The sequence below is a fragment of the Roseateles aquatilis genome (assembly GCF_002205645.1).
Classification (GTDB): Bacteria; Pseudomonadota; Gammaproteobacteria; order Burkholderiales; family Burkholderiaceae_C; genus Roseateles; species Roseateles aquatilis.
Genome location: NZ_NIOF01000022.1, coordinates 15,061 through 32,000 on the forward strand (window position 1 = coordinate 15,061; position 16,940 = coordinate 32,000).

The window sequence follows — 16,940 nt, forward strand, 5'->3', positions numbered from 1 at the left end:
GTGGGCGTCATCTCAGATCCCGCGCGCCCGGTCCGCCGCGAAACGGGCGCGGAAGCCCTCGAAGTCCCCGGCGTCCAGCGACTCCCGGACTTCCTTCATCAGGTTGAGGTAGTAATGCAGGTTGTGCACGCTGGTCAGCATCGGGCCCAGCATCTCGCCGCAGCGGTCCAGGTGATGCAGGTAGGCGCGGCTGAAGTTCTGGCAGCAGTAGCAGGTGCAGGTCTCGTCGACCGGCCGCTCGTCGGCCTTGTAGCGCGCGTTGCGCAGGCGCAGGTCGCCGAAACGGGTGAACAGGTGGCCGTTGCGCGCGTTACGGGTCGGCATGACGCAGTCGAACATGTCGATGCCCTGCCGCACGCCCTCGACCAGGTCCTCCGGCGTGCCGACGCCCATCAGGTAGCGCGGCTTGTCGGCCGGCAGCTGATGGCCGATGTGGTCCAGCACGCGCAGCATGTCCGCCTTGGGCTCGCCCACCGACAGGCCGCCGATCGCATAGCCGGGCAGGTCCAGCGCCTTCAGCCCGGCGAGCGATTCGTCGCGCAGGTGCTCGAACATGCCGCCCTGGACGATGCCGAACAGCGCGTTCGGATTCTCCAGCCGGCCGAATTCATCCTGGCAGCGCCTGGCCCAGCGCAGGCTCATCTCCATCGACAGGCGGGCTTCCTTCTCGGTGGTGAGCTGGCCCTTGGACTCGTACGGCGTGCACTCGTCGAATTGCATGACGATGTCGCTGTTCAGCACGGTCTGGATCTGCATCGAGATCTCGGGCGTCAGGAACAGCTTGTCGCCGTTGACCGGGGACGCGAACTTGACGCCTTCCTCGCTGATCTTGCGCATCTCGCCGAGCGACCAGACCTGGAAGCCGCCCGAGTCCGTCAGGATGGGCTTGTTCCAGCTCTCGAACCGGTGCAGCCCACCGAACTGCTTCATGATGTCCAGGCCCGGCCGCATCCACAGGTGGAAGGTGTTGCCCAGGATGATCTGCGCGCCCATCTCCTCCAGCGAGCGCGGCATCACCCCCTTGACGGTGCCGTAGGTGCCCACCGGCATGAAGATGGGGGTCTGCACGACGCCGTGATTGAGCGTCATGGTGCCGCGCCGCGCGCGGCCTTCGGTCTTGAGCAGTTCGAACTTCAGCATGATGGGGCGGGATTGTCGCAGGCCGCCATAATCGCCGCCCATGAAAGCGCTGCTGGTCGACGATCACGCCCTGTTCAGCGAGGGCCTGGCCCTGCTGATGGCCCAGGCCTTCGACGGCGTCACCTGCCTGCAGGCGGGCACGCTGGCGCAGGCGCTGCAGGTCGGCGCGGCGCATCCGGACCTGGGCCTGATCCTGTTCGATCTGGGGCTGCCCGACAGCCAGGGGCTGTCCGGCGTGCGGCGCCTGCGCGAGGCCCTGCCCGGGCCGGCGCTGGTGGTGCTGTCCGCCGACGACGCGGCGCGGACGGTCCTCGACTCGCTGGATGCCGGCGCCGCCGGCTTCATCCCCAAGAGCGCCCAGCCGGGCCTGATGCGCGAGGCGCTGGGCCGCGTGCTGGACGGCCAGATCTACCTGCCGCAAGCCCTGCTGGGCAAGCCCGAGCCGGGCGCCGCCGACCTGTCCGAGCGCCAGCTGGAAGTGCTGCGGTTGCTGATCGCGGGCCACTCCAACAAGCACATCTGCCGCGAGCTGGACCTGTCCGAATCCACGGTCAAGACCCACCTCACGGCGCTGTTCCGCAAGCTGGACGTGCACACCCGCACGCAGGCCGTCATCAAGGCGGCCAGCCTGGGCCTGCGGATGACCCGCTGACCGGCGCGCGGCCCCGGCGCCCCGCGGCGCGGGACCGCGGAGCCGCCCGGAAGGTCCGCCCGTTCAGGGCTGGGTGATGCTGATGCCGAAGCTGTCGGACCCGTCCGCGCTGCCGTTCACCGTGAAGCCCATGCCGGGCAGCGGCATCACCAGGTTGGCGCCGAAGCGCTTCACGCCGGTGGGCGTCTGGCTGCTGCCGGCGGCGCGGTAACGCAGGCCGTTGCGCGGCTGGTTGATGGTGAAGCCGTCGACGCGCGCGTCGACGGCCCGCTCGCGGGTGTAGCTCTGCGCGGTGGTGTCCACCGTCTTCACCGTCATCTGCGTGTCCACCGGCGCGGTCAGGCCGGCGAAGGTCATGCTGGCGTCCCAGAACTTGTCGACCTGGCCGACGGTCGGCAGCGCGAGCGCCTGCTGGCGCGACGCCACCGCGATCAGGCCGGTGCCCGCGGCATCGACCTCGATACCGAACCACACCACCTGGCCGTTGGCGCCGACGAACGGGAACAGGCGCGCGCCCTCGCCGTTGGCATAGCCGCCATTGGCGTCCGCGACCCAGTTGTCGGCGGCGGGCCGGGGAATCCACGGCACGCAGGCCGCGAGGCCCAGGCAGTCGGCGCCGGCCGTGACCTCGCCCTTGGCGTTGATCGTGTGCACGCTGGTACCGACGCCGCTGGTGGCGATGTCCTGCGATTCGTGGCCGTAGAACATGACGTTCCAGTTGCCCTCGACGGCGGCCAGCGGCACGTCCTGCTCGGGCACCAGCACGATCGCGCGCAGCACCTGCCGGGCATCGGGCGCGGCCAGCACGGCCAGGCCGGACTTGGCGACATACAGGCGCGAGGCCCCCGCATCCATCGAGAACTGGCAGGCGCCTTCGTCCTTGAGCGCCTTGGCCGGCGTGCCGGCGGCGGTGTAGGTCAGCGCCTTGACGTCCAGCGTCACGCGCGTGGCGGCCAGTGCCAGGGTGGCGGCGCGCGGATTCAGCGCGCGGTAGTTGCCGCTGCGCAGGCCCGCGCAGGTGGCGGCGGCGGGCTTGAGCAGCGTCTGCGCGCCGGCCGGCGCCTTGTCGTTGGCCACCACGGCGGCGGCCAGGTCGGGCAACGTGGTGCCGGCCGACTTCAGCGCGGCGCCGAGCGCGTCGAGCTGCTTGTCCAGCGCATTCCCTTCCTTGCCGCCCGAGGCGGCCACCAGCGGTGCCTTGATCGGATCGACGCCCGTCAGGTCGATGACGCCCTTGAGGGCGGCGGTGATGGCGGAGCGGGCGTCGCCCAGGCCGGCCGCGGTGAGCTTGGCCTGCGCGGCCGCGTCGAAGGTGGTGAACAGCGCGGCGGCATCGCCACCGGCCAGGCGCGCCACGATCAGCTCGCTGAGCGGCGTGATGTTGGCCACCGCGTTGGTGCCTGTGCCGGCCTCGGCGACCGAGCGCAGCGTGGTCGTGCCGCCTGTGACGCTGAGCACGCAGGGCAGGCTGGCGCCGGTGATGGCGACGTTGAAAGTGCCGTCCGCCGCGGTGGTGCCGGTGCCGCTGGCGCCGACGCACTTGATCGACACGGCGGCCAAGCCCAGCGCGGCGCCGGTGGCGGCGCTGCCTGTCAGGGTGAGGCTGGCGGCCACCGGAGGAGCGACCGGCGCGGGACTGTCGCCGCCGCCGCCGCCGCAGGCGGTCAGGATGAACAGCGCGGCGGCTGCGGGCAGCGCGGCCAGGCGCAGGGCGGTGGAATGGATCGACGTGGGCATGGGCTTTCCCTGGGGTTCTGAGACAGGGGCCGATCCTAGGAAGCCGGGGTACCGTCGACCTATCGGCCAAACGGTTGAAGCGCGTGCGGTAGTTGGCGGCGTTCAGGCCGGCGCGCGCGTCTCGTGGGGCGTGGACAACGGGCCGGATCGCCGCGACGGCGGTGGTGTCGAGAGCAGGCGCAGCAGCGTGTCCGCGTCGAACGGCTTGTGCAGCACCGGCACGCCGCGCGCCGCGTAGTCGGCGAACAGCCCGGCCAGGCGCGGACCGACATCGCCGGTCATCACCACGGCGGTCGAGTCGAAACGCGCGCCGAAGAGCGCCAGCGCCTGAACGCTGTCGCCGTCGGGCAGGCGGTGATCGCTCAGCAGCACCGGCGCCGCTGGCGGCGCGGACGGATCGGCATCGACGTCGATATCGGCGAGCGCTGCTCGCAGATCCGTCAGGCTGGCCATCGGGACGACCTCCGCGCCCCAGGCGACGAGCCGCTCGACCAGCGCGTCGCGCAGGGCGCCGTCGTCCTCCAGCAACCAGACCGCGCGCCCCTGCAACGGCGCCGCGGCCGGTTCGACCGCCGCCGCCGGGCGGGCATCCGCCGGCGCGGACGGCAGCTCGATCCAGAAGCAGCTGCCCCGCCCCGGCCGCGACGCCAGCCCCAGCGCGTGGCCCATCAACGCGGCGCTGCGCCGCACGATGGCCAGGCCGAGCCCGAGGCCCTGATTGCGGTCCCGCTGCGGGTTGTCCAGCTGCACGAACTCCTCGAAGACCTGGCGCTGATCGGCGGGTGCGATGCCGCGTCCGCTGTCCCAGACCTGCAGCAGCCACCGCGAGCCGCGCCGGCGCACGCCCACCAGCACCCCGCCGCGCGACGTGTAGCGCAGCGCGTTGCCCACCAGGTTGCGCAGCATCTGGTCCAGCAGCACCGGATCGGAAGCCACGACCGCGTCGGTCGGGCGCAAGCGCAACCGCAGTCCACGGGCCTGGGCGTGGGGCTGCTCGTGCAACGCGATGGCGTCGAACAGCGGCTGCAGCGCCACCGGCCGCGGTGTCGGCGCGGCATTGCCCGCGTCCAGGCGCGAGAGGTCCATCAGCCCGCGCAGCAGATCCTCCAGCGCCAGCACGGCCTGGCTGAGCTTGTCCATCAAGGCCAGCGCCGGGCCGCCCATCGCGGCGACGCGCTCGCGCACCAGCCCGGCCAGCAGGCCGATCGCCGCCACCGGCTGACGCAGGTCGTGGCTGGCCGCGGCCAGGAATCGCGACTTGGCGGCGTTGGCGTCGGCCAGCTCGATGGTGCGCTCGGCCACGCGGCGCTCCAGCATCAGGCTCAGTTCCTCGGCCCGCTCCAGGCCGCGGACCAGCCGGTTCAGCAGCATGCCGGCGTAACCCGCCAGCGCGAACGGCGCGGTGTAGGCCATCCAGAAGAAGTCGGTGACCGGGAGCCAACTGCGCAGGAAGGCGTAGTCGTGCGCGCCGGACAGCACCAGCGCGCCCACGCCCAGGCACAGCATCGCGAGTGCCAGACCCCGCTGCCCCCGCAGCAGCCGTGCCATCAGCAACAGCGCGCCCACGCCCATCACGATCAGCAGCGGATAGACCACCTGCCGCACCGGCGCGAACAGGCCGACCGCCGCCGCGACGGCGCCCAGCAGCGGCAGACCCGGCAGCGCCAGGGCGTACACCCGTCGCAGGCGCGGACGCGGGCGGCCCGCCAGCTCGATGGAGAACAGGCCGAGCAAGGCGACGGTGCCGCACTGCGCGGAGTAGTAAAGCCAATCGCTGAGCCCCGACGAGAACGGCGACGCGGCGATGAAGTAATCGAAGTTGCGCATCGACGCGATCAGCCAGAGCGCGCCGAACAGCCCGGTCGCGCGCTCCTGCGGACGCCGCCACCACAGCAGCAGCATGCAGGCCGCCAACGCCGCGCCGGCGATGTTGAGGTGCTGCGGCCAGCGGGTGTCCCAACCCCGGTCCGACTCGTAGCGCGGCCGCAGGTCGGTGTCCGGACCGATCTCCACGGGCGACAGGCCGGCGCGGGTGCTGAAGGTCAGCTCCAGGCGCAGTTCGTTGTCGCCCCGACGAAACAGGGTGGGCGCCAGCGGGAGGTAGGCCGGCAGCAACCGAAGCCGCGCGCTGCCGTGGCCGCCCTGCTCATGGACCAGGCGACCGTTCAGGTAGATGCGATGCACGCTGGCCAGTCGGTCGATGCGCAAGCCCCAAAGCGTGTCGCCCGGCGGCTGGTCGAGGTGGAAGCGCAGCCGGTAGCGCGCGCCCCTCAGCGCGCCGCTGGCCGGCCCGGCCCAGGTGTCGGGCAGCGCCACGGTCTGCGCGACGGCCTCGCCGTCCTTCAGGCGCTCGGCCTGGCGAATCTCGATCGCGAGCGCGGGACGCGCCCAGAGCAGCGCGAGGAACAGGACCACCGCGACCAGCCATCCGACGGCGTCGCCGGCGGCGCGTCCGGCTCGACCGACGTCACCGCGCGCCCGATCCGGGCTGTCCATGCGCATGCCTCTCTCCCGATGCGCGGCGAGTCTAGCCGGACAATGCGCGCCCATGCCCCAGAGTCTTTCCGCTCCCGTCCACAGCGAGCTGGTGATCAAGAAGAGCCGCTTCCTCGGTTGCGTCGAGGCCGTACCGGATCGCGCGGCGGCGCTGGCGCGGGTCGAGCAGCTGCGCGCGCTGCACCCCGGCGCGGCCCATGTCTGTTGGGCGCTGATGGCGGGCGGCCAATCCGCCGCCAACGACGACGGCGAGCCCGGCGGCACCGCCGGCCGGCCGATGCTGGAGGTGCTGCGCCACCAGGATCTGGAGGGCGTGCTGGCCACCGTGGTGCGCTACTTCGGCGGGGTGAAGCTGGGCGCGGGCGGGCTGGTGCGGGCCTACACCGACGCGATCGCGCAGGCGCTGCTGACGGCGGAGAAGGTGCCGGTGGTGCGCTTGCGGACACTGCGCTGCACGCTGCCCTACGCGCAGGAGGGCCTGCTGCGCCGCGAGGCGCAGCGGGTCGGCGCCGAGCTGGTCGACGTGACGCACGGCGCGCTGGTGGAAGCGACGCTGCGGCTGCCGGAGACGGCGGCGGACGGCTTCGTCGCGGGGTTGAACGAGGCCGGGCAGGGGCGGATCGGGTGGTTGCGCGACAGGCCCTGAACCGCCTCGCGTCAGGCGTGGATCACAGACCGGTCATCAGCCGGATGCGTTCCAGCACGACGGGTTTCCTTCCCGCATCGCCGCCGAGCAGCCAGAGCAGTTGATCGTCGAAGGTCGGATCAGCGATCAGCGCCTCGAATTCATCGGCGATGAAGTCACGTGCTTCGCTCGGCGCCGCCAGCACCTCGGACACGATCTCGGGCCGCCCGTCGATCACGTTGATCACGTCCTCCAGATCATGGTGCAGATAGTCACCGCCACCTCTTGATCGGAACGCCTCGAGCTTGGTGGCCAGGAACATCGGTGCGGCGATGACACGGATCGTTCCGCCGCCGGGCAGCTGACGCGCCATCGCGGTCCTTGCGGCCAGGGCGTACCAACTGTTGGTGAAGTTCAGGATCCCCTCTTCGGTGGGCATGATGTCCACGATCGTGCCGCCCAGGTGCCACCGACAGATCACCTCCGCATCCGCCGACTCGCGGAACCCGCGCTGCTTGAGCCGCTCGCAGAACTCGTAGTACGACGCCCTAGGCGTCACTTCGGTCACCAGATCGACGTCCAATGTCGCGCGCACCACCGGCCGCGCGGCATCGGTGATGAGCATCCCCGTCGCGCAACCTCCGACGAGGATCACCTCGTCGACCAGAGCGCCCAGGGCATGGGCGACCAACTCGACGCCCGGGAGGTTCGGATCATCGTGCCTCATGCGAAGTAGCGGGGCAGGTGCTGATGAGCCAGCTCGCGTTCCCGCGACGCCCCCGCGCGGATGGCATCGATCAGGGCCATCACTTCGTAAAGACGCCGATCGCGCCTGGCGGCCTCTGGCACGGTCGGGTACAGCGGACACAGCGCGATGCCCCGCGTCGTGCCGTCCTTGTCGGGCCAGACCACGCGCAGATCGTCCGCGGCGGCGAACGCCGCGGCCAACGGCGGCGCCGATCCTGCCGTCGGGCAGCCCGTCGTCACCGGGCCGAAGACTGGCGGGAACGCGTACTTGAGCCCATGGACGATGAACTCCATCAGCGCCACGCGATTCGCGCGCAGCTCCCCGAACTCCCGCACCAAAAGGCCCGAGGCCTGGCCGCGTTGCACCGACGCATGGGCCTCGGAGGCGGACAGGTTCAAGCTGGCGGCCAACGTCGCGAAGGTCAGGCTATCGCCCGCCGTGGCCATCGCCACCCGACCCGCCATCAGGAGGTCTTGCGGCTTCAGGGCCGTCTGCTTCAACTGAACCGGTGCATGCCTCACGACGTTCGGGATTCGGAAATAGAGAATGACCGATCGTCGCATCACGGACCTAGAGAGGCAAGCCCGACGAATACGGGGATTCGATGCCTCGTGGAGGCCATGCGTTCCCCATTCCCGAATGACGAATGTGCGATGGATGCCTTAATTATTCTAAATTTAGAATAAATTGCAGTTGAAATGCAAAATCCGTTGGTTTAATCTCGATACGTCAAGTTTAAGCAGGACGGCGGTGCCATGCAGGTGATTCGCAGGAGAAGTCCCCGAGGCCCGACCATGCCGTTGGACGAAGCCATCGAACGGGTCGGCACCGCCCTCGAGCGCCAACAGCTGGAGGCTGCCTCGACGGAAGTCGTCGCGCAGCATCTGGGCTACAAGTCCGCCAACAGCGGCACCGCGCTGTCCGCCATCGCCAGCCTGAGGTACTTCGGGCTGCTGGACCGTCCCGAGGACGGCATGCTCGCCGTCACCCCGGCTTTCAAAGAGTTCCGCTTCAACCCAGACGAGCACCAACGACGAGAACTGCTGATCCGGTTCCTGCGAACGCCTCCCCTCTTCGCGGAACTGCTCGATCTCTACGTCGGCGGCCTGCCGTCGGATGCGAATCTGCGATATGAGCTGATCCAACGCGGCTTCCTGCCATCGGCAGCCGAGGCCTGCGCGACTGTCTTTCGCAGGTCCGTGGAATGGGTGGACTATTTCCGCCCCCAGCGGGAGAACGGATCGCCGGCTCCGGCGTCGTCGCCAATGGTCACCCCGCTCCCGGGCAATGGCGCGGCAAGCGCCCCGCCCCTGGAAGCCCCGGCCGCCATCGCCTCCACGTCGGACGCCGACGCCATCCCCGTGCGGCTGTCGGGGGGGCGTCGCGCCTGGATCGTGGTGCCGCCCCGACTCTTCGAGGCGGACAAGCTGCGTCTCAAGGCCCAGATCGATCTGCTGTTGACGGTCGAGCAGGAGACGGGCGAGGCCTGATCCGCAGGCGCCGCGGCGCCGTGCGCGACACCCGGACGCGGGGAGCACGGAGGATGGCCCCGTCATGAATGGCGAAGCCTCGCGGGCGCGCCCGGCCTAGAATCGCGGGCTGCTTTCCCCCACCCATCCTTACTGCGCGAGACGTTCCGTGGCCGCAACCATCCTCCAAAAGATTCCCGCCGGCGAGCGCGTCGGCATCGCCTTCTCCGGCGGCCTGGACACCAGCGCCGCGGTCCACTGGATGCGCGCCAAGGGCGCCGTCCCCTGCGCCTACACCGCCAACCTCGGCCAGCCCGACGAGAGCGACTACGAGGACATCCCCCGCAAGGCCAAGGCCTACGGCGCCGAGATCGCCCGCCTGATCGACTGCCGCGCTCTGCTGGTGGCCGAGGGCATCGCCGCCATCCAGTGCGGCGCGTTCCACATCAAGAGCGGCGGCGCCACCTACTTCAACACCACCCCGCTGGGCCGCGCCGTGACCGGCACCGCCCTCGTGGTGGCGATGCGCGACGACGGCGTCAACATCTGGGGCGACGGCTCGACCTACAAGGGCAACGACATCGAGCGGTTCTACCGCTACGGCCTGCTGGCCAACCCGGCGCTGAAGATCTACAAGCCCTGGCTGGACCAGACCTTCATCGACGAGCTCGGCGGCCGCAAGGAGATGAGCGAGTACCTCATCGCCAACGGCTTCGACTACAAGATGAGCGTGGAGAAGGCCTACTCGACCGACTCCAACATGCTGGGCGCCACCCACGAGGCCAAGGACCTGGAGTTCCTGAACAAGGGCATGAACATCGTCAACCCGATCATGGGCGTGGCCTTCTGGAAGGACGACGTCGCGATCAAGGCCGAGACGGTGTCCGTGCGCTTCGAGGAAGGCGTGCCCGTCGCCATCAACGGCCAGACCTACGCCGACCCGGTCGCCCTGTTCATGGAGGCCAACCGCATCGGCGGCCGCCACGGCCTGGGCATGTGCGACCAGATCGAGAACCGCATCATCGAGGCCAAGTCCCGCGGCATCTACGAGGCCCCCGGCATGGCGCTGCTGCACCTTGCCTACGAGCGCCTGGTCACCGGCATCCACAACGAGGACACGATCGAGCAATACCGCATGAACGGCATGAAGCTCGGCCGCCTGCTGTACCAGGGCCGCTGGTTCGACCCGCAATGCCTGATGCTGCGCGAGACCGCCCAGCGCTGGGTCGCCCGCGCCATCACCGGCGAGGTGACCGTCGAGCTGCGCCGCGGCAACGACTACACGATCCTGGACACCGTCAGCCCCAACCTGACCTACGCGCCGGAACGGCTGTCGATGGAGAAGGTCGAGGACGCCGCCTTCACGCCGGCCGACCGCATCGGCCAGCTCACCATGCGCAACCTGGACATCGCCGACACGCGCGAGAAGCTGGGCGTCTACAGCCGCGCCGGCCTGCTGGGCGCGCAGTCCGAAGGCAGCATTCCGCTGCTGACCGGCGGCGGCGAATAAACCGCCCGCCGCCGACCGCCCTCCCGCGCCCGACCGGCGCGGGCCGCCCGAAAAGACAAAAGCCGCTGATCACTCAGCGGCTTTTTTGTTGGCCGGCGCCTCGGGTCCTCGGGTCCTCGCGGGCCGGGCCCGCGCTCAGCGGCGGCGACGGCGGGCGATGAAGCCCAGGGCGCCCAGGCCGGCCAGCATCAGCGCGTAGGTCTCCGGCTCCGGCACGGCGGAGGTCAGCGCGGTGACGTTGGAGCTGAGGAACTCGGTGCGCAGGCCGGTGAAGTTGTAGCCGGCGGTCGCGGTGTTGTTGACGATGAACTCCAGGGTGTTCACGCCGGCCACGAAGCCGCTGCTGGCCGCGAAGGTGGTCCAGTCGAGGTAGCCCTTCTCCGCGCCCATCGTCGAGATGACGTTGCCGTTCAGCAGCACCGTGCCGTTGTTGTCCGCCGACCAGCGGCCGGTGAACGAGGCGGTGCTGGCGTTGAAACCGGTCAGGTCGAAGGTCAGCGTCCACTTGAACACGCCGGCCGTCGAGCCGGTGTCGAAGACGTCGCTCTGCGTCGCGGTCGGGACCAGCCAGGACGAGGTGGCGGAGTTCGCGATCCAGTTCGGGAACGGCGCATCGTTGCCGTTGGTGACGTAGCCGTGGCCAGACAGGCCGGTCGAATCGCCCGCGATCGCCGCGAACGAGTAATGCCCGTCGGCGCTGCCGGCGCCCAGGCCGCTGCCGGTGTTGACCAGGCCGCCGATGGTGGCGGCCGAGGCCAGGCCGCTGACCAGCGCGGCGGCGACAGCGATCGAGGTACGGGCAAGCAGCGTCATGTCGATTCCCGATGGAAAGGTGAATGCGGGGTGAGAGGCACGTCCCGTCGGTATTTTTTTCCGATCGTGGCCGTCGCGCGGAGCGCGCCGACACGGATAGCAGGATTCGGGCCTTGTGCGGTCCATTGTCCCTAAACCAGGCGGCCGGCAGTCCCCCATGGGCGCGGGGGTCTGTGGCGTGCGTGCCGATTCAGCGCCGGCGCTCCAGCAGCATCGCGTCGCCGTAGCTGAAGAAGCGGTACCGCTGCGCGATCGCGTGGCGATAGAGCGCCATGACCGGCTCGTAGCCGGCGAAAGCCGACACCAGCATCATCAGCGTGCTCTTGGGCAGGTGGAAATTGGTCACCAGCCGGTCGACGACCTGGAAGTCGAACCCCGGGGTGATGAAGATGTCGGTCTCCCGCGCGCCGGCCTTCAGGGTGCCGCCCAGCGCGGCCGATTCCAGCGCACGCAGCGTCGTCGTGCCGACGGCGGTGACCTTGCCGCCCGCCGCGCGGCAGCGGGCGATCGCGTCGACGGTCTCCGGCGCGACCTGGAACCACTCGCTGTGCATCTTGTGGTCGGCCAGCGACTCCACCCGCACCGGCTGAAAGGTGCCCGCGCCGACGTGCAAGGTCACATGCGCGGTGCCGACGCCGCGCTCCGCCAGGCGCGCCAGCAGGGCCTCGTCGAAATGCAGCGCGGCCGTGGGCGCGGCGACGGCGCCCGGCTCGCGGGCGAAGACGGTCTGGTAGCGGCGCACGTCGTCGGCCGAGTCGCCGTGCTCGATGTACGGCGGCAACGGCACATGGCCGTGCCGCTCCAGCAGCTCGAACGGGTCGCCCGACAGGCGCAGGTGGAACAGGCCGTCGTCCGGTCCGCAGCGGCCGAGCACCTCGGCGTCGAAAGCCTCGGCGAAACGCACCACCGCGCCGGCCTTGGGGCTCTTGCTGGCGCGCATGTGGGCCCAGACCTCGCGCGTGCCGGGCAGCACGCGCTCGACCAGCGCCTCCACCGCGCCGCCGCTGGACTTGGCGCCGTACAGCCGCGCCTTGATGACCTTCGTATTGTTGAAGACCAGCAGGTCGCCGGGGTTCAGCAGGTCCGGCAGCTCGCGGAAGATGCGGTCCACCGGCGGTTCGGCGCGGCCATCGAGCAGCCTCGAGGCGCTGCGCTCGGCGGCGGGATGCTGGGCGATCAGCTCGGGAGGCAGGGCGAAGTCGAAATCGCTCACCGTATACGGACGGGACATGCGCATGACGGGCCGGACGGACCCGTGACTGTCGAGAAATGGAAGCCGGGGATTGTCCCACGCAGCCCGGCGACGGGCGCCGCGCGCGGGGCCGCTACTGCCAGCGCGCGCCTTGCTGCAGCAGCGCCGCGAGGCGGCCGTTGCTGTGCAGGTCGCCCACGCCGCGCGCGAAGGCGGCGGCGAAGCGCTCACCCTCGGGGCGGGTCCGCGAGAACACCGTGTACAGCGGCAGCTCGGAGATCGCGGGCTCGACCCAGACCAACTTGCCGGCGCCCTCGCGCAACTGCGTCTCCAACAGATGGGCGCCGACGCCCTTGTCGATCAGCGCCAGGTCGACGCGACCGGCCAGCAGCTTGCGCAGGTTGGCCAGGTCGTCGACGGCGGTCTCGACCGGCAGCTTCGCAGCCTCGAAGCGCTCCGGGTTGGCGTAGCCGTTGACCACGCCGATGCGCTGGCCGCGCAGCGCGCTCATGTCGTCGACGCGGATCCTGTGGTCGGCGCGGCACATGAAACCGACCTGGTTCAGGATGCCCAGCGGCGGTGGGAACAGCATCGTGCGCTCGCGCTCGGCCGAGCGCCAGGTGCCGATGACGCCGTCGTGCTCGCCGCGCTGGAACTCCAGCAGCGCGCGCGCCCAGGGACGGAAGCTCAGCGTCATCGACTGCCCGGCCTGCCGCAGCGCGGCGCGGGTGATCTCGCAGGCGATGCCGCCGCCGGGCAGGGTGCTGCCGGTGTAGGGCGGGAACTCGGTCGCCACCAGCCGCACCGGCGTGTCCGCCGCGCGCGCCACCGTCGGCAGGACGGGCAGCGCGGCGACGAGCCGGCGAAGGCAATCACGACGGGTGGTCATGGGCGCGAGGCGGATGGCGAACTGCAGGTGGCGGCGGTGAGGTTCCTGGACGCGGCCCTTCAAGGCCGCATGGGTCCAGCCTAGCAGGCGGCGCTCCCGCGGACCTCCCCTCGGACCCGCAGGACGTGGCGAAGACGCCGCGTCGCGGCGGCAATCGGTCACGCGCGGCCATGAAAAATGTCCGCTGTCAAGTCTTTTGTGAGGTCATGCAGCGGCGCAAAAGGTCTTATGGGGCAATAGGTTAGCCTAGATTCGGGCTGCGGCGCGCGCTTGCTGCATTTCTGGCTAGGTGCCACATGGGCGCTTTGCGGTGGCAAACGCAGGGGCGCCGCAGCGGGCAAGATCGCATAGCCATCTTATGCCCCGGCCTGTCGCAATCCATCCCCAGAAAGCGAAAGCGCAACCCGAGGGCTGCGCTTTCATCGTGAGTGGGTGGTGGATGCGTCCACATCGTCAACCCGACTTCGGCGGTGCGGCCTTGCCCCTGCTTCCCTTTCTGAATCCCCGATCCCCCGCCATGAACGTCTCCAGCATGTGCGGGATCAACGTCGTTGCATCGACGGCCTCGCCATACGTCTGCGCGTGCAGTGCGGCGTAGGCGTCCAGGTCGGCTTTCAGGCTGGCCGGGCAGGTGAACGTCAGCTTCGTGCTACCGCTGGACGGCAACGGGCCGAGGCGGAGTTTTCGGGCGGTACTCATCGCGCACCTCCAAGCTGATAGAACATGGGTTGGTAAGGACGCAACACGAGGTCGCGCGCCACGATCACCCGAACCGGCAAGCCCGGTCGTGCTGTCAGCGTCGGCTGGATGTTCATGTTGCGCCGAGTGATCTCCTGGCCGACCTGATTGATGCTGTCCTGTGCGCTGTCGCGCCCGGCGATGACGATGCGGTTGCCGTCCTGGCGGTTCTCCGGCGCGGCCAGCTCGGCGCCCACGCCCAGCAGCGTCGTCAACACGGCGCCGGCGAAGACGCGGTTCCAGTGCCAGTCCACGTCGTCTTCCAGGCCGGCGTAGCCGGCCGGGTCGGTGCCCACGAGGTTGTCGAGCGTCAGCGATGACGTGTCGGGCAGGATGACCCGGTTCCATACCACCTGTACGCGGCTCTGCCCGTAGCTGACCTGGCTGTTGTAGCGCCCGAGGATGCGCGATCCCTGCGGGATCAGCAGGAACTTGCCCGTGGCCGTGTCATAGACGGGCTCCGTGACGGTGGCGATCACATCGCCCGGAAGATCGGACTTGATGCCTGTGACCAGCGCCCCGGCGATCACCGTACCGGCCATCACCTGATACGGCGACGCCGGCAGCGCCAGGTTGCCGGAATTGCGGGTTTCCGTAGAGCCGCCTTTCAGGAACGCCTCCTTCTGGTCTTGCCGGTTCTGCGTGGCGGTCGGGTCGGCGGGCTGGGCCGCCGTCGAGGCCGGCCCGGCGGCGAGCGGGTCGAAGGCTGCGAGCGCGCTTGCAGCACCCGGCGCACCCGGCGCCGCCTGCGCCACCGTTGCGGCCTGGCCTTGGCCCTGGCCGCCGGAGCGGAAGAACACCGACGAAGCCGCAGCGGCTTCCGCCTCTTTGCGCAAAGCGTCATTCGGATCGTGGCCGGGGGCCGCGTAAGCGGCTACGGCCGGCTGCTGCGAAGCGACGATGGCGGGGCCAAGATCGCCCGGCAGCGGCGGCCCCAACTCGGGCACCTTCCGCAGCTTCGAGTAGTCGGAAGGCAGGCCATCCAGCCCCTCGGACTTCGATACGCGATCCACGTTGTAAAGCTCGGTCTGTTCGCCAGTGCCGCGCCGATGCGGCTGCAATGACCAGATCGTGGCCCCGAGCACGGCGACCGACAGGCCGCCGACGAGGACGGCCAGCGTGCGCCGGTTCAGGCGCGTGACCGGACACGGCTGGGCGCGTAGCGCCACCGCCTCGGGCGCGACCTTGCCCGCCTGCGGCGTGGTGAGGTCGGGGGTGTCGTCCTGGCTCATGGTCAGTTCCCCCGCGTGCCGTCGGTGCGCTCGATCCGCACCACGTCGCCCTTGTCCCCGCCCAAGCGCAACTCGGCAGCGCCGAACAAGCGATCAACGATGAAATACGGCGAGCGGAAGCGGTAGTTCACCAATTGCCCGTCGCCCTGCGCACCGATCACGAACAGCGGCGGCAACTCGCCCTGGGCGATGCCGGCGGGAAACTGGATATATACCTTCTCGCCGTCATCGAAGGCGCGCAGCGGCTTCCACGGCGGATTGCTGCCACTGATGGCATAGCGGAAACGGATCTTCTCCAGCGACAGCCCGGTCTCGACCGGCGCGGCGGCGCTGGCCGCCTGCGCCTGGCGCTGCAAGGCGAGCATCTTGTCCTTGGGGTACTCCCAGGATATCGACGCCATCCATGTCTTCTCTGTCGAGGTCAGTTCCAGCAGATAGGTGCGTCGGCTGGTGGTTACAACGAGATTCGTCTTGAGGCCCGAGCGGATGGGCTTGACCATCACGTTCACGCGCAGCGCATCCCCGCTGCCGCTCGATGTGTCGCCCACGATCCAGCGCACCGTGTCGCCAGCGGCCACCGTCACCAGTTCCTCACCGGGCTGGAGCGCGATCACGGTCACGCGGCCCACGGCCGCATAGACCTGATACAGCGCGCCGTCCGTGAAAGGCCACACCTGAATCGCGTTGACGTAGCCCTCGCGCGTGGGCGCGACGCGCGCCTCGGTATTGGCCCGTGAGACGCGCACCTTCTCGTCGACCGGCTCCGGCGCCGGCTTGGCTTCTTCGCCCTCGGGCGCTGGCTTCAACTGTGCCGGCATCGGCAGCACCTCGGGCACAGCGACCGCCTCCACAGGTGCAGGCGGCTCCGGCAGCGGCTGCGCCTGCACCGGCTCATCGAGCGAGATGGTCGGCGGCGGCTTGCCCTGGGTGGCGCAGCCCGCCAGGGCCGCGAGCGCCAGCACGGAAACGTAAGTACGGAAAGACGGGTTCATGGCTTGGCTCCTTCGGAAGAATCCAGTTCGCGGCTCCACGACAGGCCGTTGACGTAGATGCCCAACGGGTTCTTGCGCAGGCGCTGTTCGGTGCGCGGGGTCTGCTGCACGATGGAAATCACCGCGTTCCAGCGTTCGGTGCCAGCAGGAGCGCCGTTGACGAAGCGTTGTTCCGTCCAGCGCACGTTGAAAGAGGCGTCGCTGGCGCGGGTCACGCTGGTGATCTGCACCGTCACCGACTCCTTGCCGATGCGCGCGAACGGATCGTTCACGCGGGCGTACTCGTTGAGCACCACGGCGCCCTTGTCGGTGGTGTAGTCGTAGGCGTCCAGCCAGTTCTGCCGCACCACGATCGGGTCGATGGACAGCGAGCGCACCAGGCCGATGAAGCGGCCCAGGTGGTAGGCGATCTGCGCATCGCTGGGCCGGTACGGCGTAGCGGCCTCGCCCACGGCGCGCACTTGGCCCGCGTTGTCCACCTCGATGACATAGGGTGTCACGATGGATTGCGCCGAGCGCCAGACCAGGCCCCCGGCCATCAGCACGGCCAGCGTGAGACAGCCGAAGGCCATGAAACGCCAGTTCTTCGCCTGCACGCGGGCCGAGCCGATGCGCTCGTCCCACACCTGTGCGGCGGATTGGTACGGAGTAGCAGGCTGCGGCGTGTCGGCATAGCGCACCTGCGGTCGTTTGAATCGCATGGGTGT

Annotated in this window: 16 protein-coding genes; 4 read left to right on the forward strand and 12 right to left on the reverse strand. The window is 69.7% G+C overall.

Translation table 11 applies throughout. The features are described 5' to 3' along the window. Nucleotides 1-12: 12 nt before the first annotated feature. Nucleotides 13-1,140, reverse strand: coding sequence for a tRNA guanosine(34) transglycosylase Tgt (gene tgt, locus CDN99_RS26635; protein ID WP_088388580.1), 1,128 nt, complete (start codon nucleotides 1,138-1,140; stop codon nucleotides 13-15). A gap of 40 nt (nucleotides 1,141-1,180) precedes the next feature. On the opposite strand from tgt, the gene CDN99_RS26640 reads away from it, so the two are divergent. Then, nucleotides 1,181-1,792, forward strand: coding sequence for a LuxR C-terminal-related transcriptional regulator (locus CDN99_RS26640; protein WP_088388555.1), 612 nt, complete (start codon nucleotides 1,181-1,183; stop codon nucleotides 1,790-1,792). 63 nt (nucleotides 1,793-1,855) lie between these two features. Here CDN99_RS26640 and CDN99_RS26645 read toward each other — a convergent pair whose 3' ends face one another. Continuing rightward, nucleotides 1,856-3,529: a hypothetical protein gene (locus CDN99_RS26645; protein ID WP_088388558.1), complete on the reverse strand. Its 1,674-nt coding sequence runs from the start codon at nucleotides 3,527-3,529 to the stop codon at nucleotides 1,856-1,858. A gap of 102 nt (nucleotides 3,530-3,631) precedes the next feature. Continuing rightward, nucleotides 3,632-6,031 (reverse strand): ATP-binding response regulator, encoded by a 2,400-nt coding sequence (locus tag CDN99_RS26650; RefSeq protein ID WP_158218978.1) that lies wholly within the window; start codon nucleotides 6,029-6,031, stop codon nucleotides 3,632-3,634. A gap of 46 nt (nucleotides 6,032-6,077) precedes the next feature. Here CDN99_RS26650 and CDN99_RS26655 point away from each other — a divergent pair, with 46 nt between their 5' ends. After that, nucleotides 6,078-6,671 carry an IMPACT family protein gene (locus tag CDN99_RS26655; RefSeq protein ID WP_088388562.1) on the forward strand — a complete coding sequence of 198 codons (594 nt, stop codon included), beginning with the start codon at nucleotides 6,078-6,080 and terminating at the stop codon, nucleotides 6,669-6,671. 22 nt (nucleotides 6,672-6,693) lie between these two features. On the opposite strand, the gene CDN99_RS26660 is transcribed toward CDN99_RS26655, so the two are convergent. After that, nucleotides 6,694-7,377 (reverse strand): hypothetical protein, encoded by a 684-nt coding sequence (locus tag CDN99_RS26660; RefSeq protein WP_088388564.1) that lies wholly within the window; start codon nucleotides 7,375-7,377, stop codon nucleotides 6,694-6,696. Next, nucleotides 7,374-7,898: a hypothetical protein gene (locus tag CDN99_RS26665; RefSeq protein WP_088388566.1), complete on the reverse strand. Its 525-nt coding sequence runs from the start codon at nucleotides 7,896-7,898 to the stop codon at nucleotides 7,374-7,376. Before CDN99_RS26665 ends, CDN99_RS26660 begins: the two co-directional genes overlap by 4 nt. 294 nt (nucleotides 7,899-8,192) lie before the next feature. Here CDN99_RS26665 and CDN99_RS26670 point away from each other — a divergent pair, with 294 nt between their 5' ends. After that, nucleotides 8,193-8,888: a hypothetical protein gene (locus tag CDN99_RS26670; protein WP_088388568.1), complete on the forward strand. Its 696-nt coding sequence runs from the start codon at nucleotides 8,193-8,195 to the stop codon at nucleotides 8,886-8,888. A 148-nt stretch (nucleotides 8,889-9,036) separates the two neighbouring features. Then, nucleotides 9,037-10,377 carry an argininosuccinate synthase gene (gene argG / locus CDN99_RS26675; protein ID WP_088388570.1) on the forward strand — a complete coding sequence of 447 codons (1,341 nt, stop codon included), beginning with the start codon at nucleotides 9,037-9,039 and terminating at the stop codon, nucleotides 10,375-10,377. A gap of 135 nt (nucleotides 10,378-10,512) precedes the next feature. Here the strand turns inward: argG and CDN99_RS26680 are convergent, their stop codons facing one another. The 7 genes from CDN99_RS26680 to trbF all read right to left on the reverse strand — a co-directional run bounded on the left by CDN99_RS26680 (nucleotide 10,513) and on the right by trbF (nucleotide 16,934). Further along, the gene (locus CDN99_RS26680) at nucleotides 10,513-11,190 is read right to left on the reverse strand and encodes a PEP-CTERM sorting domain-containing protein (RefSeq protein WP_088388572.1); all 678 of its coding nucleotides are present in this window, start codon (nucleotides 11,188-11,190) and stop codon (nucleotides 10,513-10,515) included. 190 nt (nucleotides 11,191-11,380) lie between these two features. After that, a complete protein-coding gene (gene queA / locus CDN99_RS26685; protein ID WP_375134512.1) occupies nucleotides 11,381-12,421 on the reverse strand; it encodes a tRNA preQ1(34) S-adenosylmethionine ribosyltransferase-isomerase QueA in 1,041 nt (346 codons plus the stop codon). A 94-nt stretch (nucleotides 12,422-12,515) separates the two neighbouring features. Next, nucleotides 12,516-13,271 carry a substrate-binding periplasmic protein gene (locus tag CDN99_RS26690; protein WP_141101011.1) on the reverse strand — a complete coding sequence of 252 codons (756 nt, stop codon included), beginning with the start codon at nucleotides 13,269-13,271 and terminating at the stop codon, nucleotides 12,516-12,518. Nucleotides 13,272-13,724: 453 nt separating this feature from the next. Next, complete coding sequence (locus CDN99_RS26695; RefSeq protein ID WP_012202365.1) at nucleotides 13,725-13,970, reverse strand: DUF2274 domain-containing protein; 246 nt, start codon at nucleotides 13,968-13,970, stop codon at nucleotides 13,725-13,727. After that, on the reverse strand, nucleotides 13,967-15,241 hold the full coding sequence (locus CDN99_RS26700) for a TraB/TrbI/VirB10 family type IV secretion system protein (protein WP_012202366.1): 1,275 nt from the start codon (nucleotides 15,239-15,241) through the stop codon (nucleotides 13,967-13,969). The genes CDN99_RS26695 and CDN99_RS26700 overlap by 4 nt, the downstream gene beginning before the upstream one ends. A 2-nt stretch (nucleotides 15,242-15,243) precedes the next feature. Continuing rightward, nucleotides 15,244-16,233 (reverse strand): P-type conjugative transfer protein TrbG, encoded by a 990-nt coding sequence (trbG, locus tag CDN99_RS26705; protein ID WP_012202367.1) that lies wholly within the window; start codon nucleotides 16,231-16,233, stop codon nucleotides 15,244-15,246. Next, nucleotides 16,230-16,934, reverse strand: a complete 705-nt coding sequence (gene trbF / locus CDN99_RS26710; protein ID WP_012202368.1) for a conjugal transfer protein TrbF — start codon at nucleotides 16,932-16,934, stop codon at nucleotides 16,230-16,232. The genes trbG and trbF overlap by 4 nt, the downstream gene beginning before the upstream one ends. Between the last annotated feature and the right edge of the window lie 6 nt (nucleotides 16,935-16,940).

Coding starts and splice junctions, on each gene's coding strand:
- tgt (WP_088388580.1), bottom strand. CDS start 1,140: ATGCTGAAGTTCGAACTGCTCAAGACCGAAGGCCGCGCGCGGCGCGGC.
- CDN99_RS26640 (WP_088388555.1), top strand. CDS start 1,181: ATGAAAGCGCTGCTGGTCGACGATCACGCCCTGTTCAGCGAGGGCCTG.
- CDN99_RS26645 (WP_088388558.1), bottom strand. CDS start 3,529: ATGCCCACGTCGATCCATTCCACCGCCCTGCGCCTGGCCGCGCTGCCC.
- CDN99_RS26650 (WP_158218978.1), bottom strand. CDS start 6,031: ATGCGCATGGACAGCCCGGATCGGGCGCGCGGTGACGTCGGTCGAGCC.
- CDN99_RS26655 (WP_088388562.1), top strand. CDS start 6,078: ATGCCCCAGAGTCTTTCCGCTCCCGTCCACAGCGAGCTGGTGATCAAG.
- CDN99_RS26660 (WP_088388564.1), bottom strand. CDS start 7,377: ATGAGGCACGATGATCCGAACCTCCCGGGCGTCGAGTTGGTCGCCCAT.
- CDN99_RS26670 (WP_088388568.1), top strand. CDS start 8,193: ATGCCGTTGGACGAAGCCATCGAACGGGTCGGCACCGCCCTCGAGCGC.
- CDN99_RS26680 (WP_088388572.1), bottom strand. CDS start 11,190: ATGACGCTGCTTGCCCGTACCTCGATCGCTGTCGCCGCCGCGCTGGTC.
- queA (WP_375134512.1), bottom strand. CDS start 12,421: ATGTCCCGTCCGTATACGGTGAGCGATTTCGACTTCGCCCTGCCTCCC.
- CDN99_RS26690 (WP_141101011.1), bottom strand. CDS start 13,271: ATGACCACCCGTCGTGATTGCCTTCGCCGGCTCGTCGCCGCGCTGCCC.
- CDN99_RS26695 (WP_012202365.1), bottom strand. CDS start 13,970: ATGAGTACCGCCCGAAAACTCCGCCTCGGCCCGTTGCCGTCCAGCGGT.
- CDN99_RS26700 (WP_012202366.1), bottom strand. CDS start 15,241: ATGAGCCAGGACGACACCCCCGACCTCACCACGCCGCAGGCGGGCAAG.
- trbG (WP_012202367.1), bottom strand. CDS start 16,233: ATGAACCCGTCTTTCCGTACTTACGTTTCCGTGCTGGCGCTCGCGGCC.
- trbF (WP_012202368.1), bottom strand. CDS start 16,934: ATGCGATTCAAACGACCGCAGGTGCGCTATGCCGACACGCCGCAGCCT.